The organism is Sphingopyxis sp. Soil_C_28, assembly GCF_057657055.1.
In genome coordinates, this window is sequence record NZ_JBDGJE010000001.1 from 963,838 (window position 1) to 979,107 (window position 15,270).

Sequence of the window (15,270 nt, forward strand, 5' to 3'; positions counted from 1 at the left end):
TATGGCTGAGAGTGACGCTCAACTCGCCGAAAGGCTCGCGAACGCCGCGGGCGTTATCCTGCTCGACCTGCGCGGGCAGAATGGTCTTGAAGGCAGGGCGCTGGGGCAGGCGGGCGACGAGGCGGCCAACGCGTTGCTATGCCGTGAAATCCGCGCCGCGCGGCCCGATGATGCCCTGTTGTCCGAAGAGGAAAAGGATAATCGCGCGCGTTGCGGGCAGAGCCGCGTGTGGATCGTCGATCCGCTCGATGGCACTCGCGAATATGGCGAGGGCAGGGACGATTGGGCCGTCCATGTCGCACTGGCGATCGACGGCATCGCGACGATCGGCGCGGTCGCGCTACCGGGGCGCGGCGTCACGCTGACCTCCGCTTCGCCCCTGGCGCTGCAGCCTGCAAACCAGCCGCTTCGGATGCTCGTCAGCCGCACCCGGCCCGCGGCTGAAGCCGTATATGTCGCCGAACAAATAGGGGCGGAATTGCTCCCGATGGGCTCGGCGGGCGCGAAAGCCATGGCGGTCGTGCGCGGCGAGGCCGATATCTATCTCCACACCGGAGGCCAGTATGAGTGGGACAATTGTGCCCCCGTTGCGGTGGCGCAGGCGGCGGGCCTCCATGTAAGTCGCGTCGATGGATCACCGATCCGGTACAATAATCCCGATACCTACCTTCCCGATTTGCTGATCTGCCGGAAGGAACTGGCCGAAGAGGTGCTTCGGTTCGCCGCACAATATTCGCCTGCCTGACCGACAGGCCATTGCCAGCGGCTCACCCGCGCCTTAATCCGTTGCATCAAGAAACCCAAAAGCGACGGGAGACGCGCGATGACCGATTTGCCTGAAACCAATCTCACCATGCTGACGCTTGTGAAGCCCGAAGGGCAGCTCGAAGTGTCGCTCGAACGCCGCCCGATGCCGACGCCGAAACCGCACGAAGTGCTGGTGAAAGTGCTCGCGGCGCCGATCAATCCGTCCGACCTTGGTCTGTTGTTCGGTGGCGCCGACATGTCGACCGCGCGCGCTTCGACCAGGGATGGCCTGCCGCTGATCACCGCCGACGTTCCGCCCGCCGGGATGCGCGCGATGGGCGGCCGTATCGGCGACGCCCTCGCGATCGGCAACGAAGGCTGCGGCACTGTTGTTGCGGCGGGCGATTCGCCCGAAGCGCAGGCGCTGCTCGGCAAGACTGTCGCGTTGCTCGGCGGCGAAATGTACGCCGAATATCGCTGCCTGCCCGTCCAGATGGTGATGGCTCTTCCCGACGGCACCGATCCCGCCGACGGCGCATCCTGTTTCGTCAACCCGCTCACCAGCCTCGCCTTCACCGAAGTGATGAAGGCCGAGGGGCATAGCGCGATCGTCCACACCGCCGCCGCCTCAAACCTCGGCCAGATGCTCGTCAAGATTTGCGCGAAGGACGGCATTCCGCTCGTCAATATCGTGCGCAGCGATGCGCAGGTCGAAATCCTGAAGGACATCGGCGCGAAATATGTCGTCAACAGCAGCGCTGACGATTTCATGGAGCGGCTGGTCGAGGCGATTGTCGAAACCGGCGCGACATTGGGCTTTGACGCGACCGGTGGCGGCAAGCTGGCGGGGCAGGTGCTCACCGCGATGGAGGCCGCCGCGGTCAAGCGGATGACGACATACAGCCGCTATGGCTCGGATACCTTCAAACAGGTCTATATCTATGGCGCGCTCGATCTGTCGCCGACGACCTTCTCTGCCCGCAGCTTCGGGCTGACCTGGTCGCTCTCGGGCTTCCTGCTCACCCCCTTCATGGCGAAGGCGGGCATGGAAACCGTCGGGCGGATGCGCAAGCGCGTGGTCGACGAACTGACGACGACCTTCAAGAGCCACTACAGCCACGAAGTCTCGCTTGCCGACGCGCTGAATATCGACACCGCCCAAGCGTATAACGCGAAGCGCACGGGCGAGAAATATCTGATCAAGCCGCACGGCTGATCGAGAAAAGCCTGTCCTACAAAGTCGGGTTATGTTCCATACTGATGAATGGAGCGCGGCCAGTCACATCGTCCCTTTGCAGTCTCGTTCTCCGGCGAAAGCCGGGGTCCGAGACAGGGGGCGGGCTTAAAGCCACAATTCGAGCGCGCGCGTGCGGGGCCTGTGTGGCTCTATCGCCGCGCGAAATGCGATTTCAGAGTGAAGTTAGGCGGAATTCCGCCATTTTCTGAATCAGCGTTTCATGCACTGGCGCGCATCGTCGCGCTTATATTCGCTGCAATTCCACAACGCTTTTTCGAACCCTGCCTTGTCGTCGCGAAGGTAGGAGAAGGTCATAGCTGCGCGCTGGGTATCGCTCATCGCATCGCTGTCGGGCTTCAGCACCGGGTTGGTCCAGCCCATGAACTTGCAATAGGGTTTGTCGCCGCACAGTCGCAGCGCGGTGGTGACGAAGCTTTCGGGCGCGGCGCGGCGGTCGAGCTGGGTATAGATGGTGTCACGGCCCGTGGCCTCACCTGCGCCGACCACGACGCGCGCTTCGCCGATCGCGGCATTGGCGTCGACCCCTGCGGCAAAATCGACCGGCAGCCCCAGCGCGATCGCGTGCAGCGGCGACAGCGCCGCCATCTTGGCGACCGGCCCATCGCTGCCCGACACCGCGCCGCGGAAGGCGCCCGGCGTGCCCCAATAGCCCGGCCAGCGAAAGAAAAGGTGCGTATCGACGATCGCGATTTTTTCGAGGCTGTCGCTCCAATAGGGGCGGACCCAATCGGTGTGATAATGCGTGGCAAGGCCAACCGGGGGATATGTTGCGCCCGACAGCATCAAATCGGCATTGTTGCGCGCACGCGTCCACGCCGCGTCGGAATAGCGACGACTGAGGGCGCCGTCGCAAGTGAAGGTGAACTGGCACCCTGTCGTGCGCTCGGATCCCTGGAACACTACGCCGCAGATCGATTTCGGAAAGGCGGGGTGCCGGGCGCGGTTGATGATGACCTGTCCGACGGCTTGCTGTCCCTTTGCGTCGTCGCCGGCCTCATAGATCATCGCCGCGGCAAGGCAGTCGCGGGCACGGAGCCGTGCATCGCCGCTGCCGGCGTAGACGAAGGGCCGCGCGGCGATGAAGCCTTTGGTGATCAGAGCGACCTCTGCATTTTGTGCGCGAGCGTCGGACTCGGTGACGGGCGCGAGTTCCATCGGCGCGACCTCGGGAACTACGTCAGCAGGGGGGGCGACCGGACGCAGGTGGGCGCTATGCTGTCCGCTGTTCGCCATGCTGCTTGCGTAGAGGACGCCGCCCATCGCCAACGCGGCCAGCAGCACGAACAGCCAGCCCGTCCAGTCGCGCCCTATGGGCAACGCCGTCTGATCGTCGTTTGGGTGCACGAGTGGTCCTCAGATCTCCGGGAGGAAATCGGGGACCGACAGATAACGTTCGCCGGTGTCGTAGTTGAAGCCAAGTACGCGGCTGCCGGCGGGAAGCTCGGCAAGTTTCTGCGCGATGGCGGCGAGCGTGGCGCCCGAAGAAATGCCGACGAGCATGCCTTCCTCGGTCGCAGCCCGGCGCGCGAAATCCTTCGCCGCGCCGGCGTCGACCTTGATCACCCCGTCGAGCAGGTCGGTGTGCAGGTTGCGCGGAATGAAACCGGCGCCGATGCCCTGGATCGGGTGCGGCGCCGGCTGGCCGCCCGAAATGACCGGCGAGGCTTCGGGTTCGACGGCATAGACCTTCAGGTCGGGCCAATGCTGTTTCAGGAACTGCGCGGTGCCGGTGATGTGGCCGCCCGTGCCGACGCCGGTGATCAGCACGTCGATTGGCGTGTCCTTGAAGTCGGCGAGGATTTCGGGACCGGTGGTGCGGACGTGAACCTCGATGTTGGCTTCATTCTCGAATTGCTGCGGCATCCATGCGCCGGTGGTCGTTTCGACCAGTTCGATGGCGCGCTCGATCGCGCCTTTCATGCCTTTTTCGCGCGGCGTCAGGTCAAAGGTCGCGCCATAGGCCAGCATCAGCCGGCGGCGTTCGACCGACATGCTTTCGGGCATGACGAGGACGAGCCTGTAGCCCTTGACCGCGGCGGCCATCGCGAGGCCGATGCCGGTGTTACCCGACGTCGGCTCGACGATCGTGCCGCCGGGTTTCAGGTTGCCGTCCTTTTCGGCGGCTTCGATCATCGCGAGGCCGATCCGATCCTTGATCGATCCACCGGGATTGCTGCGTTCCGACTTCACCCAGACTTCGGCGTCGGGGAACAGCTTGGCGACACGAATATGCGGCGTGTTGCCGATGGTTTCGAGGATCGAATTGGCTTTCATGATCGGTGCGCTCTTTCTTTGAATTCGAATCGCGGGTCGCGGCGGACACGATTTGGCCAGTCGCCGGCGCGGAGCCAGCGTGCCTCGTCTGCCAGTGCCGGCGTCGGCGCAGGTTGTAACGACGCGAGCAGATACTGTCCATAAGGCCAGTCTCCGACGCCCGAGTCCGCGTTGATATGGCCGAACGGTCCGGCGTTGACGAAACGCGCGTCCCAGTGCCGCGACAGGCGCCAGACATGGGCGGTCTTGGCATAAGGATCGTCATCGCTGGCGACGACGATCATCGGCGTTTGCGACGACAGTGCGGGCGAGTCGGTAAAGCTGTCGATCTGGCTGTCACGGCGCAGCTGCGTCAGGTCGGGCGGCGCGACGAGCAGGGCGCCGGCGATCCGATCCCGTGCGACGCTGCTGGCGCTGGCGAACCAGTGGGCAAAGGCGTGGCAGCCAAGGCTGTGCGCCGCGACGAGCACCGGTTCGTGCTCGGCATCGATCGCCTCGGCGATCCGATGGATCCACTCGTCCTTCTGCGGTTCATCCCAGCTGCCGAGTTCGACGCGTTCGCAACGGGAAAAGCTACGCTCCCAAAGGCTCTGCCAGTGAGTCGGGCCGCTGTTGTTGAGGCCTGGTATGGTGAGGATTTTGTGATGGATATTCGAATTGTGCATGGCGGTCACTCCGTCGTGGGGAGAGATGGGAACCGCGGTAACGGGTGACACACAGATAACTCAACTAAAAAAATTGACAATATGTTTTTGGATGGAATGAGCGCGCGATGCGCCGAATGGTTCGGCAGCTATTTTTCGGTTTGTTTGAATTGCGGTTCGAACGTCCGCGCGCGCCGCAATTCGGGGAAAATCCACGCCCAGAGTGCGGTCACGCCGACGGCTGCTGCGCCGCCCACGACCACCGCGCTGACGGGCCCGAGCGCGGCGGCCATAGCGCCCGCGCGCATCTCGCCAAGCTCGTTCGAAGCCGAAATGGCGAGCCCCGATGCGGCGCTGACGCGACCTCGCATATGGTCGGGCGTATTGAGCTGGATCAGCGTTCCGCGCACAAAGACCGAGAACATGTCGGCCGCGCCCATGAGCACAAGAACACCGAGCGACAGGAACAGGTTTGTCGAGAGCCCAAACACGACCGTTCCGACGCCGAATGCGGCAACCGCCCACAGCATTTTTACCCCGACATTGCGCTCGATCGGGCGAATGGCGAGGCCCACCGCAACGGCGACCGATCCAAAGGCCACGGCGGCGCGCATCAATCCCGCGCCTTCGGGACCGGCGTGCAATATGTCGCGGGCGAATACGGGGAACATCGCGGTCGCGCCTGCCAGCAACACGGCGAACAGGTCGAGCGTGATCGTGCCGAGCAGGAAACGCTCGACCCACACGAACCGGAGCCCGTCGACCATCTCGCGCAATGGGTGGCGGCGAACCTCGGCTGGCGGCGGCAGGACCGGCCGCACACGGCTCAGCGTGAAGGCCGATACGGCGAGGAGGATGGCGGAGAAGATGTAAACCGAGCCCGGATGCGCGGCGTAAATGAGCCCGCCCGCGGCGGGACCGATGACCGAGGCCGATTGCCAGGCGATGCTGCTCATCGCAATCGCACGTGGCAGCACCGCGGGCGGAACGATGTTGGGCGCTATCGCGCTCATCGCGGGTCCGGAGAAGACGCGCGCGACGCCGTGGAGCGCGGCGAGGCCGAAGAGCAGATTGAGTGTCAGCCCGTCGGTCCAGGTGAACCAGCCGAGCGTCGCGGCGATGAGAAGATCGATGAGGTTCGAGAAGATGGCAACGCTGCGCCGTTCGAACCGGTCGGCCGCCCAACCGGCGACGGGTGTGAGGATCGCGAGCGGAACGAACTGGAACAGACCGAGCAGGCCGAGCTGGAACGATGCATCCCGGATCGACATGCCATAGTCGGTGCGCGCGGTGTCATAGAGCTGGTAGCCGATCACAACGACCATCGCGATCGTCGCCATCACTGCGGTGAAGCGCGCGACCCAGAAATACCGGAAGTCGGGATAGCTGAGCGGAGAGGGGGCTTTGAGCGTTGCCTCCGGCATCACCGGTTCTTCGCCTTCGGGGGGAGGGATCGTCGCCATCGCAGTTTGCCGTAGTCGGCTTTTCGCGGCTGTCCAGATGGCATAGCTTTGCCGTTCGTCGATTATCGGGTGTCATTGGCCGGGGCCGCTGCCACAAGCACGTCACAGGAGTCAGGGAGATTATCGAATGAAGAGCAAATTGGCCCGCTTTGGCGGCGCGACGATGGCAGCGACATTGCTGGTTCTCGCCGGCTGCAACGCGTCGGACAACAAGTCGGCGACCGCGCCGAGCGCAAAGAACTGGACGGAATTCCGCGATCAGTTTCTTGCAGGCTATTTCCCGCTCAACCCGAATTTCGCGGTCTATCAGGGCAAGCATGAATTTGACGGCCAATTGCCCGACTGGTCGCCCGAGGGGATCGAGAAGCAGGCCGCCTATCTGGAAAAGGCGATCGCCGATGCGAAAGCCTTTGACGGCGACATGACCGCTGCCGAAAAGTTCGAGCGCGACTATCTTGTTCATGTCGCGCAGGGCCAGCTCTTCTTCCTGCGCGACACCGACATGGCGCAGAAAAACCCGTCTTTCTATACGGGCGCGCTCGACCCCAACGTCTATATCGCGCGACCCTACGCCGACGCGACGACGCGGATGAAGGCGTTTATCGCCTATGCCGAAAGGGTCCCCGCGGCGGCGGCGCAGATCAAGGCGAATTTGAAGCTCCCGCTGCCGGCGACCTTCGTCAAATATGGCACTGCCGGTTTTGGCGGTTTTGCCGACTATTACAGAGGTGACGCGAAGGCGGCCTTTGCTTCGGTCAAGGACGAGGCGCTGCAGAAGCAGTTCGACGAAGCGGCGGCGAAAGCCGGCGCGGCGATGACCGACCTGGCGAAATATGTCGGGTCGCAGCCCGGCACGCCCGATGGCTATGCGCTCGGCTCCGACAAATTCGCGAAGATGATCCTGACCAACGAGGGTGTCGACACGCCGCTCGACGAGTTGGAGCGCATCGGTCAGGCCGATCTCAAGCGCAACCAGGACGCGCTGAAAGCGGCCTGTGCGACCTATGCTGCCGGCATGACAATCGCCGACTGCATGAAGAAGATGAATTCGGACAAGCCCGCCGACGGTCCGGTTGCGGAGGCGCGGCGCCAGTTGCCGACGCTGCGCGCCTTCCTGATCGAAAAGGACATCGTGACGATTCCGGGCACCGAACAGGCGCAGGTCGAGGAATCGCCGCCGTACAATCGACAAAACAGCGCCTATATCGACATCCCCGGGCCGTATGAGAAGGGCCTGCCGTCGGTCTATTACATCTCGCCGCCCGACCCGACGTGGGACAAGCAGACGCAGGCCGATTTCGTGCCGGGGCGCAAGGATCTGATGTTTACCTCGGTGCACGAAGTCTGGCCGGGCCACTTCCTCAATTTCCTTCACTCGAACCGCGCCGAGAGCATCTTTGGCAAACTGTTCGTCGGCTATGCGTTCGCCGAGGGCTGGGCGCATTATACCGAGGAAATGATGTGGGATGCGGGGCTGGGCGAGGGCGATCCCGAGACGCACATCGGCCAGTTGTCGAACGCGCTGCTGCGCGATTGCCGCTATTTGTCTGCCATCGGCCTGCACACCAAGGGCATGACGGTCGCTGACAGCGAGAAGCTGTTCAAGGAGCAATGCTATCAGGACGAAGGCAATGCCCGGCAACAGGCGGCGCGCGGCACATATGATCCCGCCTATCTCAACTATACGATGGGCAAGCTGATGATCCGCAAGCTGCGCGAGGACTGGACAGCCAAAAACGGGGGGGCGGGCGACAAGACCAAGTGGAAAGCATTCCACGACGAATTCCTGTCCTATGGCGGCCCGCCGATCCCGATGGTGCGCGCGGCGATGATGAAGGAAGATACGCCAAAGGCGGTTTTCTGAGGCTGGCAAATCGAACGGCGGACGGCTAGCCTCTTAAAAACAGGGGGCTAGCCGATGGTCGACGTTTTCATTTCCTACTCGCGCGACAACAAGGCACGCGTTGCCGATATCGCGGCAGCCGTCACCGCCGCAGGCTACGAGGTCTGGTGGGACGCCGAACTGCCGCCGCACCGGTCTTACGGCGATGTGATCACCGAAAAGATCGGCAACGCCAAGGCGGCGATCGTCGTCTGGTCGCAAGCCTCGGCGCAGTCCGAATGGGTGCGCGCCGAGGCCGATGTCGCGCGCAATCAGAAAAAGCTGGTGCAGACGGCGATCGACGATGTGATGCCGCCGCTGCCGTTCAACCAGATCCAAGTCGCCGACCTTCGCGACTGGAACGGCGATCCGGGTCACAGCGCCTGGCGCAAGGTATTGATGAGCCTGGAGGAGCTTTGTGGGCGGGAAGCTGTCGCAGCTTCGCCGCCGATGCAGGCGCCTGCGCTCGAAACGGCGGCGCCACCGCCTGTAAGCGATGCACAGGGCAACCCGCCGCCGCAAAAGTCATCGTCCACCGCTTTGACGCTCGCTTGGGCGCTCGTCGGTCTCGCTGTCATCGCGATCGCCTTGCTCGCATGGAAACTGCTTCAACCGGCAGCGGATCCCTCGCCGGCAACGCCAGCCGCAGCCGTCGCTCCCGCCGAGCGGGGGACCGGGGAGGCGTCCGGAGCAACAGAGGCCGCTCCCGCTGAAGCTTTCACGCTCGCCGCCATGATTGACGATCCCGACGGCTTTACCAACATTCGCTCGGGCGCGAGCACGCAGGCGGCGATTGTCGGCAAAGTGCTCGAGGGCGAGACATTCCTGACGTATAAACAGCCCGGTCCATGGTGGCGCGTCCGCAAGGCCGACGGCACGACGGGATTCATGTTCCGCAAATATATCCGGCTGGTCGAGGGCGGCGCGCCGGCGCCCGAGGGCAGGGTCTGGGTGATCACAAATGCCGCGGTCATCGCCGATTCATCGACACGGGCCCTGACGCATGCCGATGTTGCCGGACTGACCCCGCAACAGGTACGACTGGCCCGGAACGAGATCTTCGCGCGAAAGGGCCTCCGCTTCAAGGACCCGGGCCTGCAAGAATATTTCAGCAGATACTCGTGGTATCGACCTACCAGCGACACTGTCGAATTGTCCGCCATCGAGAAAGCTAACGTCGCGCTGCTGAAAACGGCTGAAACCGACGCGCAATGACCGCGTCGGCGGATCGCGCCAAGGCCTCCGAAGCCGACGTCGCGCACCGGCTGGGGCAGGGCGATGCGCTGAGCGCATTCGATTGCGCCGCCGCCGCGCGGCGCGATGGCATCGACAGTCCGCACCTGCGCTATCTGATGGTGCGTGCGCTCGCCGCATCGGGTGACAGTCTTGGCGCGATGCGTCTTTACGAGCAGCTCGACCTCGGTGCGTCTGAAGACGTCGACAGCCTCGCGCTCGCCGGACGTATCTGGAAGGACGCGGCTTTCGACCATGAGGGCGAGCGCCGCACAGCGTTGCTGCGACAAGCCGCTGCGGCATATGACCACGCCTGGCAAATGTCGGGCGCGTCTTTTCCCGCAATCAATGCCGCCAGCCTTTATGCCTTGCTGGACGAGCGCGAGCGCGCCGCGGCATTGGCGGGGCCGATCGCGGCCAATGGGGCCGCCGACAATTATTGGGATCAGGCAACGCTGATCGAGGCGCTGTTGCTGTTGGGCCGCGGGGAGGAGGCGCTGCGCCATGCCGAAGCGCGCCAAGCCGACTCAGCGACGCGGGCCGGGGATCATGCCTCGACCTGCCGCCAATTGTCGCGCCTTGGGGCGAGCGGCGCGGTCGACGCGGAGCACGCGGCGGCCATTGTCGATCTGCTCCGTCCACCGCCAGTCGGTGTCTATTGCGGCCGCATGTTCCGGGCTGGCGGAGCAGGCGAGGACAATGCCCGTGCTGCCATCGCGGCCGCGCTCGACGCGCAGCCGCTGTCGGCGCTGATCGGCCCGCTCGCTTGCGGCGCCGACATCCTGTTCGCCGAAGAGGCGCTGGCGCGCGAGATCGATCTGACCGTCGTGCTGCCCTTTGCCGAGGATGATTTCATCGCCCAGTCGGTTGCGTCGGGCGGCGACGCCTGGCTGGCGCGCTACATCGATTGCCGCAACCGGGCGGCGATGGTCCATTTCGCCAGCAGTTCGCGCTATGTCAGCGACGATTGCCAGTTCGTCCTGGGCTCGCACACGATGATGGGCCTCGCCAAGCTGCGGGCGCACGAGTTGGAAACAACGGCCATCCAGCTCGCGGTGGTGGACCCCGATGCGGTGGCGCGTCCGTCCGCTGCGATCGCTGGCACCAACGCCGATATCGCGCTGTGGCAGCAGCATGGCGGCGATACGGTGACGATCCCCGTCGACGGCCTCGACCGCAATCTCGAATTCCCACCGGCACCCAAGCCGCCCGAGGGCACAAGGCGCGGCCTCTATGCGATATTATTTGCCGATTTTGCGGGGTTTTCGAAACTGGGGGAGGCCGAATTGCCGATCTTTGCCAGCGAAGTGATGGGCGGGATCGGCGGCATCCTCGACGATTTTGGAGACGCCGTGCTGTTCCGCAATACGTGGGGCGATGCGGTTTACGCGATTATCGATCAACCCGCGACGGCGGCGCGGATTGCGCTCGCGATGCAGCAACGGCTCCATATCCTGCCAGCCGCGCTCGGGCTTGACGGGCACAAGGCGGGTATGCGCACCGGCATCCATTTCGGGCCGATCTATCGCGGTATCGATCCGGTGGTGGGAAACGAGCTCTGGTATGGCACCGAAGTGACACGCACTGCGCGGATCGAGCCGGTCACCCTGGTCGGCCAGGTTTATTGCACCCAGCCGCTCGCAGCGATGCTCGCGCTGGGCAATGCGCGCGATTTCGATTGCGACTATGTCGGCAAAGTGCAGCTCGCGAAGGATTATGGCGAGCTTGCACTCTATCGGCTGTCGCGCGCTTCAGCCTGACGGCGCGCGCAACCGCGCGACGAAAAAGCCATCGAGCCCACCCGCATCGGCAAGCATGTCGGGCAATGTACGGATGAGGCCCTTGTCGTCGGCAACGATCGCGTCGGGAAGTTCTTCCGCGCCGATGGGATCGATGGCCCAGCCGGCATGGTCGTCGAGGAAGGTCGATATCTGGTCTTCTCCCTCCGCCTGCTCGAGCGAACAGGTCGCGTACATCAGCGTCCCGCCCGGTTTGACCCATTGTGCCGCGCGTGCGAGCAATTCGGTCTGCAGCACCGCCATTTCCACAATCTGGCGGGGTTCGATGCGGTGGAGCACGTCGGGGTGGCGGCGGAAGATGCCGGTGGCCGAGCAGGGGGCGTCAAGCAGCACGGCGTCGGCCTGATCCGTGGGTGCCCATGACCGGATGTCGCCCTGGACGATATCGGCCGACAGGCCGGTGCGTTCCATATTGGCGCGCAGCCGTTCGAGCCGCTTCGCGCTGGAATCGACCGCAACGACATCCCATCCCGCCGCTGCGAGCTGCATCGTCTTGCCGCCGGGTGCGGCGCAAAGGTCCAGCACCGTCCGGCCCTCGCCTGCACCCAGTAGACGCGCAGGCAGGCTCGCGGCCAGATCCTGCACCCACCAGCCGCCTTCGCTGAAGCCCGGCATCGCCTCGACGGCCTGACCGCGTTGCAGGCGGCGGTGGCGCGGCGCCAGCGAAATAGCGTCGGGCCACTCCTCGGCGCCCGGTTCGGCGGCAAAGCTGAGATCGATCGGCGGCGGTGCGCTCCAGGCCGCTTCGGCGGCTTCGACCATCGCCAGGCTCCATTGTTCGGCCCATCGCTCGGCGGTGGGCAGGGGGAGGGTGGCGCGGTCGGGGAGCTGCCATTCGTCCTGCTGCGCGCGCGACAAAATAGCGTGGACCAGCCGACGCGGGCCGCCATCGACGAGCGGCAGGGCGGTCGATACGACCGCATGCGCGGGGCTTTTCAACACGAGCAGCTGCGCCAGCGCAATCCGCAGCACCGCCCGCGATTTGACGTCGTCGGGGAGTATCTGCGTCGTTGCGCCGTCGATCAGCGCATCGAGGTCGACCATCCAGCGCAGCGCTTCGGACACGATCGCGACGGCAAAGGCGCGATCGGGCCCCGTCAGGCCCTGGGTTGCGGCGTGCATTGCGACGTCCAGCGGATCGCCGCGGCGCAGGACCGCATCGAGAAGCCGCAGCGCCGCGCGGCGCGTCGCCGTACCCGGTGGATCGGCTTCGCCCGGCGATCGCCGGCGTGGGCGGCGATCAGCCATGACGGGGGCAGGCGGAGTTGGCGTGACGCATGAAAGATCCTATATGGGCGGGATGACGACCGACAGCCAGAATATGACCATCGGCGGAACGCCGCGCGCTGTAAAGCGCCCCACGCATGTGAAGGCGCCTGTCGGCTGGACGAACGATGCGCTTCCCGCGCCGGCCACGATCCACGAAGACAAGGCCGAGGACCAGCCCGGCGGGCGCAACCCCGTGCGCTATGGCGATTGGGAGCTGAAAGGGATTGCGGTCGATTTCTGATCGCGGCAGCGAAGAGGCTCGGCCTTCGTTCGGCCGTATAGAGGCCGTTTAGGCCAAATTCAAATGGCCGCCCCGCTCGATGCAGGGCGGCCATATTCAAGCTTAGCAAGCTTAGACGGTGGGCAGTTCGGGGGTCAGCGGCATCTTGCCGCTCTTGACCTGTTCGGCGAACACTTCGCGCATCAGCTGCAGCGAGAAGAGGTGGGCAAAGATCAGGCCGAGGATGCCGTTCTGCATCAGCTTGCGCAGGACGTCGCCGCGCAGTTCGCGCAGCTTGTTTTCGTCGACCATCTGGAAGCCGCGATAGATGAAGGGCTTGTCATTGCCTTCCTGCTGGATGGCAACTTCGCCGTCCATCAGCAGATCGGCCTTCTTCAGCTCGTCCATGAACATGCCGGTACGCTGACCCGCTTCCTCGAAATTCTTGCAGAATTCGAGGACGGCCTGAACCTGTTCGGACGGCTGGTCACCGACGAACAGCGCGTCGCCCTCTTCAAACTTGCCGATCGCGCCCGACGTCGGGTCGAAGCACAGCGACAGGTCTTCCGAATCGGGCTGAAGCCGTGCGAGAAGGAAGGGGTAGCGGCGGATGTAGGCGGGGACGTAGACCGGATTGATCAGCTTGCCTTCATCGTCGACGAAGGTGTTGATGCCTTCATTGAGGCCCATGAGCGCGAGCGGAACAGGATTCTCGCCCGCCGAAAAGACGATCGGGAAGAAACGGCAGGCCGAAACAAATTCGTCCGACGTCAGCGGGATCGCGTGCTGGCCAACCAGAAACTCGGCGCTGTCGAGAGGACGCGCGTGGAAATCGGCGTGCTCGACGCTCGAAAGCGGCGTCAGGTCCTTGTAGAACAGGGGCAGATTGGCAGGTGCGGGCGCAGTGGCCATGTTTGAACTCCGGCAGGATCCCAGGAACGGGACGAAAAAGGATAAAGCGCCTTATTGACCCGCGCCGCGCGGCGCAAGGGGGCGATGGCATGCGGCAGGCGGGGCCGGGCGAAGCGTCAGGCGATCAGCTTGCCGGGATTGAACAGCCCCGCCGGATCGAGCCCGGCCTTGATCCCGCGCAACGCGGTCAACCGCGCCGGGCTGTCGAGTTCGGCCAATATGTCGCGTTTCATCTGTCCGATGCCATGTTCGGCCGAAATCGAGCCCCCGAGTTCGAGGACGTGCGTGTAGACCAGCCGGCTGACCGCGGCGCCGTGCGTGGCGATCCATGCGGCTCCATCAATGCCGGGCGGCGGCTGGACATGGTGGTGGACATTGCCGTCGCCGAGATGTCCGAACGACAGCGCGCGTGCGCCTGGAAAGGCGCGCTCCAGCCGGTGCGGGTTCTCGGCGATGAAAGCCGGCATCAAGTCGACGGGTACGCTGACATCATGCTGCAGCGCGGGCCCCTCGGCGCGTTCGGCTTCGGAAATGGAATCGCGCAACCGCCAGAAATCCTCGCTCTCACGGTCGTTTTTGGCGAGGGCTACATCGCGGATCAAACCGTCATCGAGCGCCGCTGCAAGGTGCTGCTCCAACGCCTCTTCCAAGGCGCGATCGCTTTCCCCGGCCAGCTCCATCAGCACATACCAAGGGTGCGTCGCCGCCAGCGGCGCACGCGTCTGGGGAATATGGCGCAACACCGCGTCGAGGCAGCTATGCGGAATCAGCTCGAACCCCTCAAGCTCCCGCCCGATCGCGACGTCGAGACGGCGAAGCAGCATCAGCGCATTTTCAGGAGAATCGATGCCGATCCACGCCGTGCGCCGCGCGGCTGCTGCCGGAACCAGATGAAGGCACGCGGCTGTGACGATGCCCAATGTGCCCTCGGCGCCGCAGAACAGGTGCCGCAGGTCATAGCCGCGATTGTCCTTTTTCAGCGGAGCAAGCCCGTCGAAGATGCTGCCGTCGGGCAGGACGGCCTCGATACCGGCGACCAGCGTCCGCATCGTCCCGTGCCGCAGCACTTGCGTGCCCCCGGCATTGGTCGACACGAGTCCGCCGATCGTGGCCGAGCCCTTGCCCCCCAGCGTCAGCGGAAAGCGCAGCCCGTTGGCGAGCGTCTCGTTATGAAAGGTCTCCAGGATCACGCCGGCCTCGACGACGGCGAGTTGCGATGTTTTGTCGATCCGGCGTGTCCGGTTCATGCGGCGCAAGCTGAGCAGGATCTGGTCGCCGCTGGCGTCGGGTGTGGCGCCGCCGACCATACCGCTGTTACCGCCTTGCGGGACCAGAGCGACGTCCGCCTCGGCGCACAGGCGGACGATAGCGGCGACCTCTTCGGTGGTGGCGGGTGAAAGCATTGCGGCCGCCCGGCCATGGTATTTGCCGCGCCAGTCGGTAAGCCAGGGCGCCATCGTATCCGCGTCGGCGCTATACCCTTTCGGGCCAAGCTGCTCTTCAAGAGCGGCGAGCAATGATGCTGATGGCGGGCGTGTCATGCCGTTCCACTCCAGAAAATTCCTGCTT

General features: G+C 64.4%; 13 protein-coding genes. 6 read left to right on the plus strand and 7 right to left on the minus strand.

Features of this window, described 5'->3' with window-relative positions:
• Position 1 precedes the first annotated feature (1 nt).
• Positions 2–745, plus strand: a complete 744-nt coding sequence (locus AC3A43_RS04465) for a 3'(2'),5'-bisphosphate nucleotidase CysQ (RefSeq protein ID WP_487791325.1) — start codon at positions 2–4, stop codon at positions 743–745.
• Positions 746–823: 78 nt separating this feature from the next.
• Positions 824–1,963 carry a zinc-binding dehydrogenase gene (locus AC3A43_RS04470; protein ID WP_487791326.1) on the plus strand — a complete coding sequence of 380 codons (1,140 nt, stop codon included), beginning with the start codon at positions 824–826 and terminating at the stop codon, positions 1,961–1,963.
• Between the two features lie 231 nt (positions 1,964–2,194).
• Here AC3A43_RS04470 and AC3A43_RS04475 read toward each other — a convergent pair whose 3' ends face one another.
• The 4 genes from AC3A43_RS04475 to AC3A43_RS04490 all read right to left on the minus strand — a co-directional run bounded on the left by AC3A43_RS04475 (position 2,195) and on the right by AC3A43_RS04490 (position 6,386).
• Entirely contained in the window at positions 2,195–3,349 is a 1,155-nt protein-coding gene (locus AC3A43_RS04475; RefSeq protein ID WP_487791327.1) for a cell wall hydrolase, read from the minus strand.
• Positions 3,350–3,358: 9 nt separating this feature from the next.
• Entirely contained in the window at positions 3,359–4,279 is a 921-nt protein-coding gene (cysK, locus tag AC3A43_RS04480) for a cysteine synthase A (protein WP_487791328.1), read from the minus strand.
• The gene (locus AC3A43_RS04485; RefSeq protein ID WP_487791329.1) at positions 4,276–4,944 is read right to left on the minus strand and encodes an RBBP9/YdeN family alpha/beta hydrolase; all 669 of its coding nucleotides are present in this window, start codon (positions 4,942–4,944) and stop codon (positions 4,276–4,278) included. Before AC3A43_RS04485 ends, cysK begins: the two co-directional genes overlap by 4 nt.
• Before the next feature lie 128 nt (positions 4,945–5,072).
• Positions 5,073–6,386 carry an MFS transporter gene (locus AC3A43_RS04490; RefSeq protein WP_487791330.1) on the minus strand — a complete coding sequence of 438 codons (1,314 nt, stop codon included), beginning with the start codon at positions 6,384–6,386 and terminating at the stop codon, positions 5,073–5,075.
• 127 nt (positions 6,387–6,513) lie between these two features.
• Here AC3A43_RS04490 and AC3A43_RS04495 point away from each other — a divergent pair, with 127 nt between their 5' ends.
• From AC3A43_RS04495 to AC3A43_RS04505, 3 genes are read left to right on the plus strand one after another with little or no spacing between them, the layout of a single operon-like run.
• Positions 6,514–8,250, plus strand: coding sequence for a DUF885 domain-containing protein (locus tag AC3A43_RS04495; protein WP_487791331.1), 1,737 nt, complete (start codon positions 6,514–6,516; stop codon positions 8,248–8,250).
• A gap of 54 nt (positions 8,251–8,304) precedes the next feature.
• On the plus strand, positions 8,305–9,483 hold the full coding sequence (locus AC3A43_RS04500; protein ID WP_487791332.1) for a TIR domain-containing protein: 1,179 nt from the start codon (positions 8,305–8,307) through the stop codon (positions 9,481–9,483).
• Positions 9,480–11,261, plus strand: coding sequence for a TRAFs-binding domain-containing protein (locus AC3A43_RS04505; RefSeq protein ID WP_487791333.1), 1,782 nt, complete (start codon positions 9,480–9,482; stop codon positions 11,259–11,261). Before AC3A43_RS04500 ends, AC3A43_RS04505 begins: the two co-directional genes overlap by 4 nt.
• Here AC3A43_RS04505 and AC3A43_RS04510 read toward each other — a convergent pair.
• Positions 11,253–12,548 (minus strand): RsmB/NOP family class I SAM-dependent RNA methyltransferase, encoded by a 1,296-nt coding sequence (locus AC3A43_RS04510; protein WP_487791334.1) that lies wholly within the window; start codon positions 12,546–12,548, stop codon positions 11,253–11,255. The two genes, AC3A43_RS04505 and AC3A43_RS04510, sit on opposite strands and share 9 nt — an antisense overlap.
• Here AC3A43_RS04510 and AC3A43_RS04515 point away from each other — a divergent pair.
• Positions 12,547–12,810, plus strand: a complete 264-nt coding sequence (locus AC3A43_RS04515) for a DUF1674 domain-containing protein (RefSeq protein WP_487791335.1) — start codon at positions 12,547–12,549, stop codon at positions 12,808–12,810. The genes AC3A43_RS04510 and AC3A43_RS04515 overlap by 2 nt on opposite strands.
• A gap of 111 nt (positions 12,811–12,921) precedes the next feature.
• On the opposite strand, the gene AC3A43_RS04520 is transcribed toward AC3A43_RS04515, so the two are convergent.
• Positions 12,922–13,701: a SapC family protein gene (locus AC3A43_RS04520; RefSeq protein WP_487791336.1), complete on the minus strand. Its 780-nt coding sequence runs from the start codon at positions 13,699–13,701 to the stop codon at positions 12,922–12,924.
• A 116-nt stretch (positions 13,702–13,817) separates the two neighbouring features.
• Positions 13,818–15,242, minus strand: a complete 1,425-nt coding sequence (locus AC3A43_RS04525) for an FAD-binding oxidoreductase (RefSeq protein WP_487791337.1) — start codon at positions 15,240–15,242, stop codon at positions 13,818–13,820.
• Positions 15,243–15,270 lie beyond the last annotated feature (28 nt).

Bases quoted from the DNA above. Each gene is read 5' to 3' on its own strand.
- AC3A43_RS04465 (WP_487791325.1), top strand. From the start codon at position 2: ATGGCTGAGAGTGACGCTCAACTCGCCGAAAGGCTCGCGAACGCCGCG.
- AC3A43_RS04490 (WP_487791330.1), bottom strand. From the start codon at position 6,386: ATGGCGACGATCCCTCCCCCCGAAGGCGAAGAACCGGTGATGCCGGAG.
- AC3A43_RS04515 (WP_487791335.1), top strand. From the start codon at position 12,547: ATGACGGGGGCAGGCGGAGTTGGCGTGACGCATGAAAGATCCTATATG.
- AC3A43_RS04505 (WP_487791333.1), top strand. From the start codon at position 9,480: ATGACCGCGTCGGCGGATCGCGCCAAGGCCTCCGAAGCCGACGTCGCG.
- AC3A43_RS04500 (WP_487791332.1), top strand. From the start codon at position 8,305: ATGGTCGACGTTTTCATTTCCTACTCGCGCGACAACAAGGCACGCGTT.
- AC3A43_RS04485 (WP_487791329.1), bottom strand. From the start codon at position 4,944: ATGCACAATTCGAATATCCATCACAAAATCCTCACCATACCAGGCCTC.
- AC3A43_RS04525 (WP_487791337.1), bottom strand. From the start codon at position 15,242: ATGACACGCCCGCCATCAGCATCATTGCTCGCCGCTCTTGAAGAGCAG.
- cysK (WP_487791328.1), bottom strand. From the start codon at position 4,279: ATGAAAGCCAATTCGATCCTCGAAACCATCGGCAACACGCCGCATATT.
- AC3A43_RS04520 (WP_487791336.1), bottom strand. From the start codon at position 13,701: ATGGCCACTGCGCCCGCACCTGCCAATCTGCCCCTGTTCTACAAGGAC.
- AC3A43_RS04495 (WP_487791331.1), top strand. From the start codon at position 6,514: ATGAAGAGCAAATTGGCCCGCTTTGGCGGCGCGACGATGGCAGCGACA.
- AC3A43_RS04510 (WP_487791334.1), bottom strand. From the start codon at position 12,548: ATGGCTGATCGCCGCCCACGCCGGCGATCGCCGGGCGAAGCCGATCCA.
- AC3A43_RS04470 (WP_487791326.1), top strand. From the start codon at position 824: ATGACCGATTTGCCTGAAACCAATCTCACCATGCTGACGCTTGTGAAG.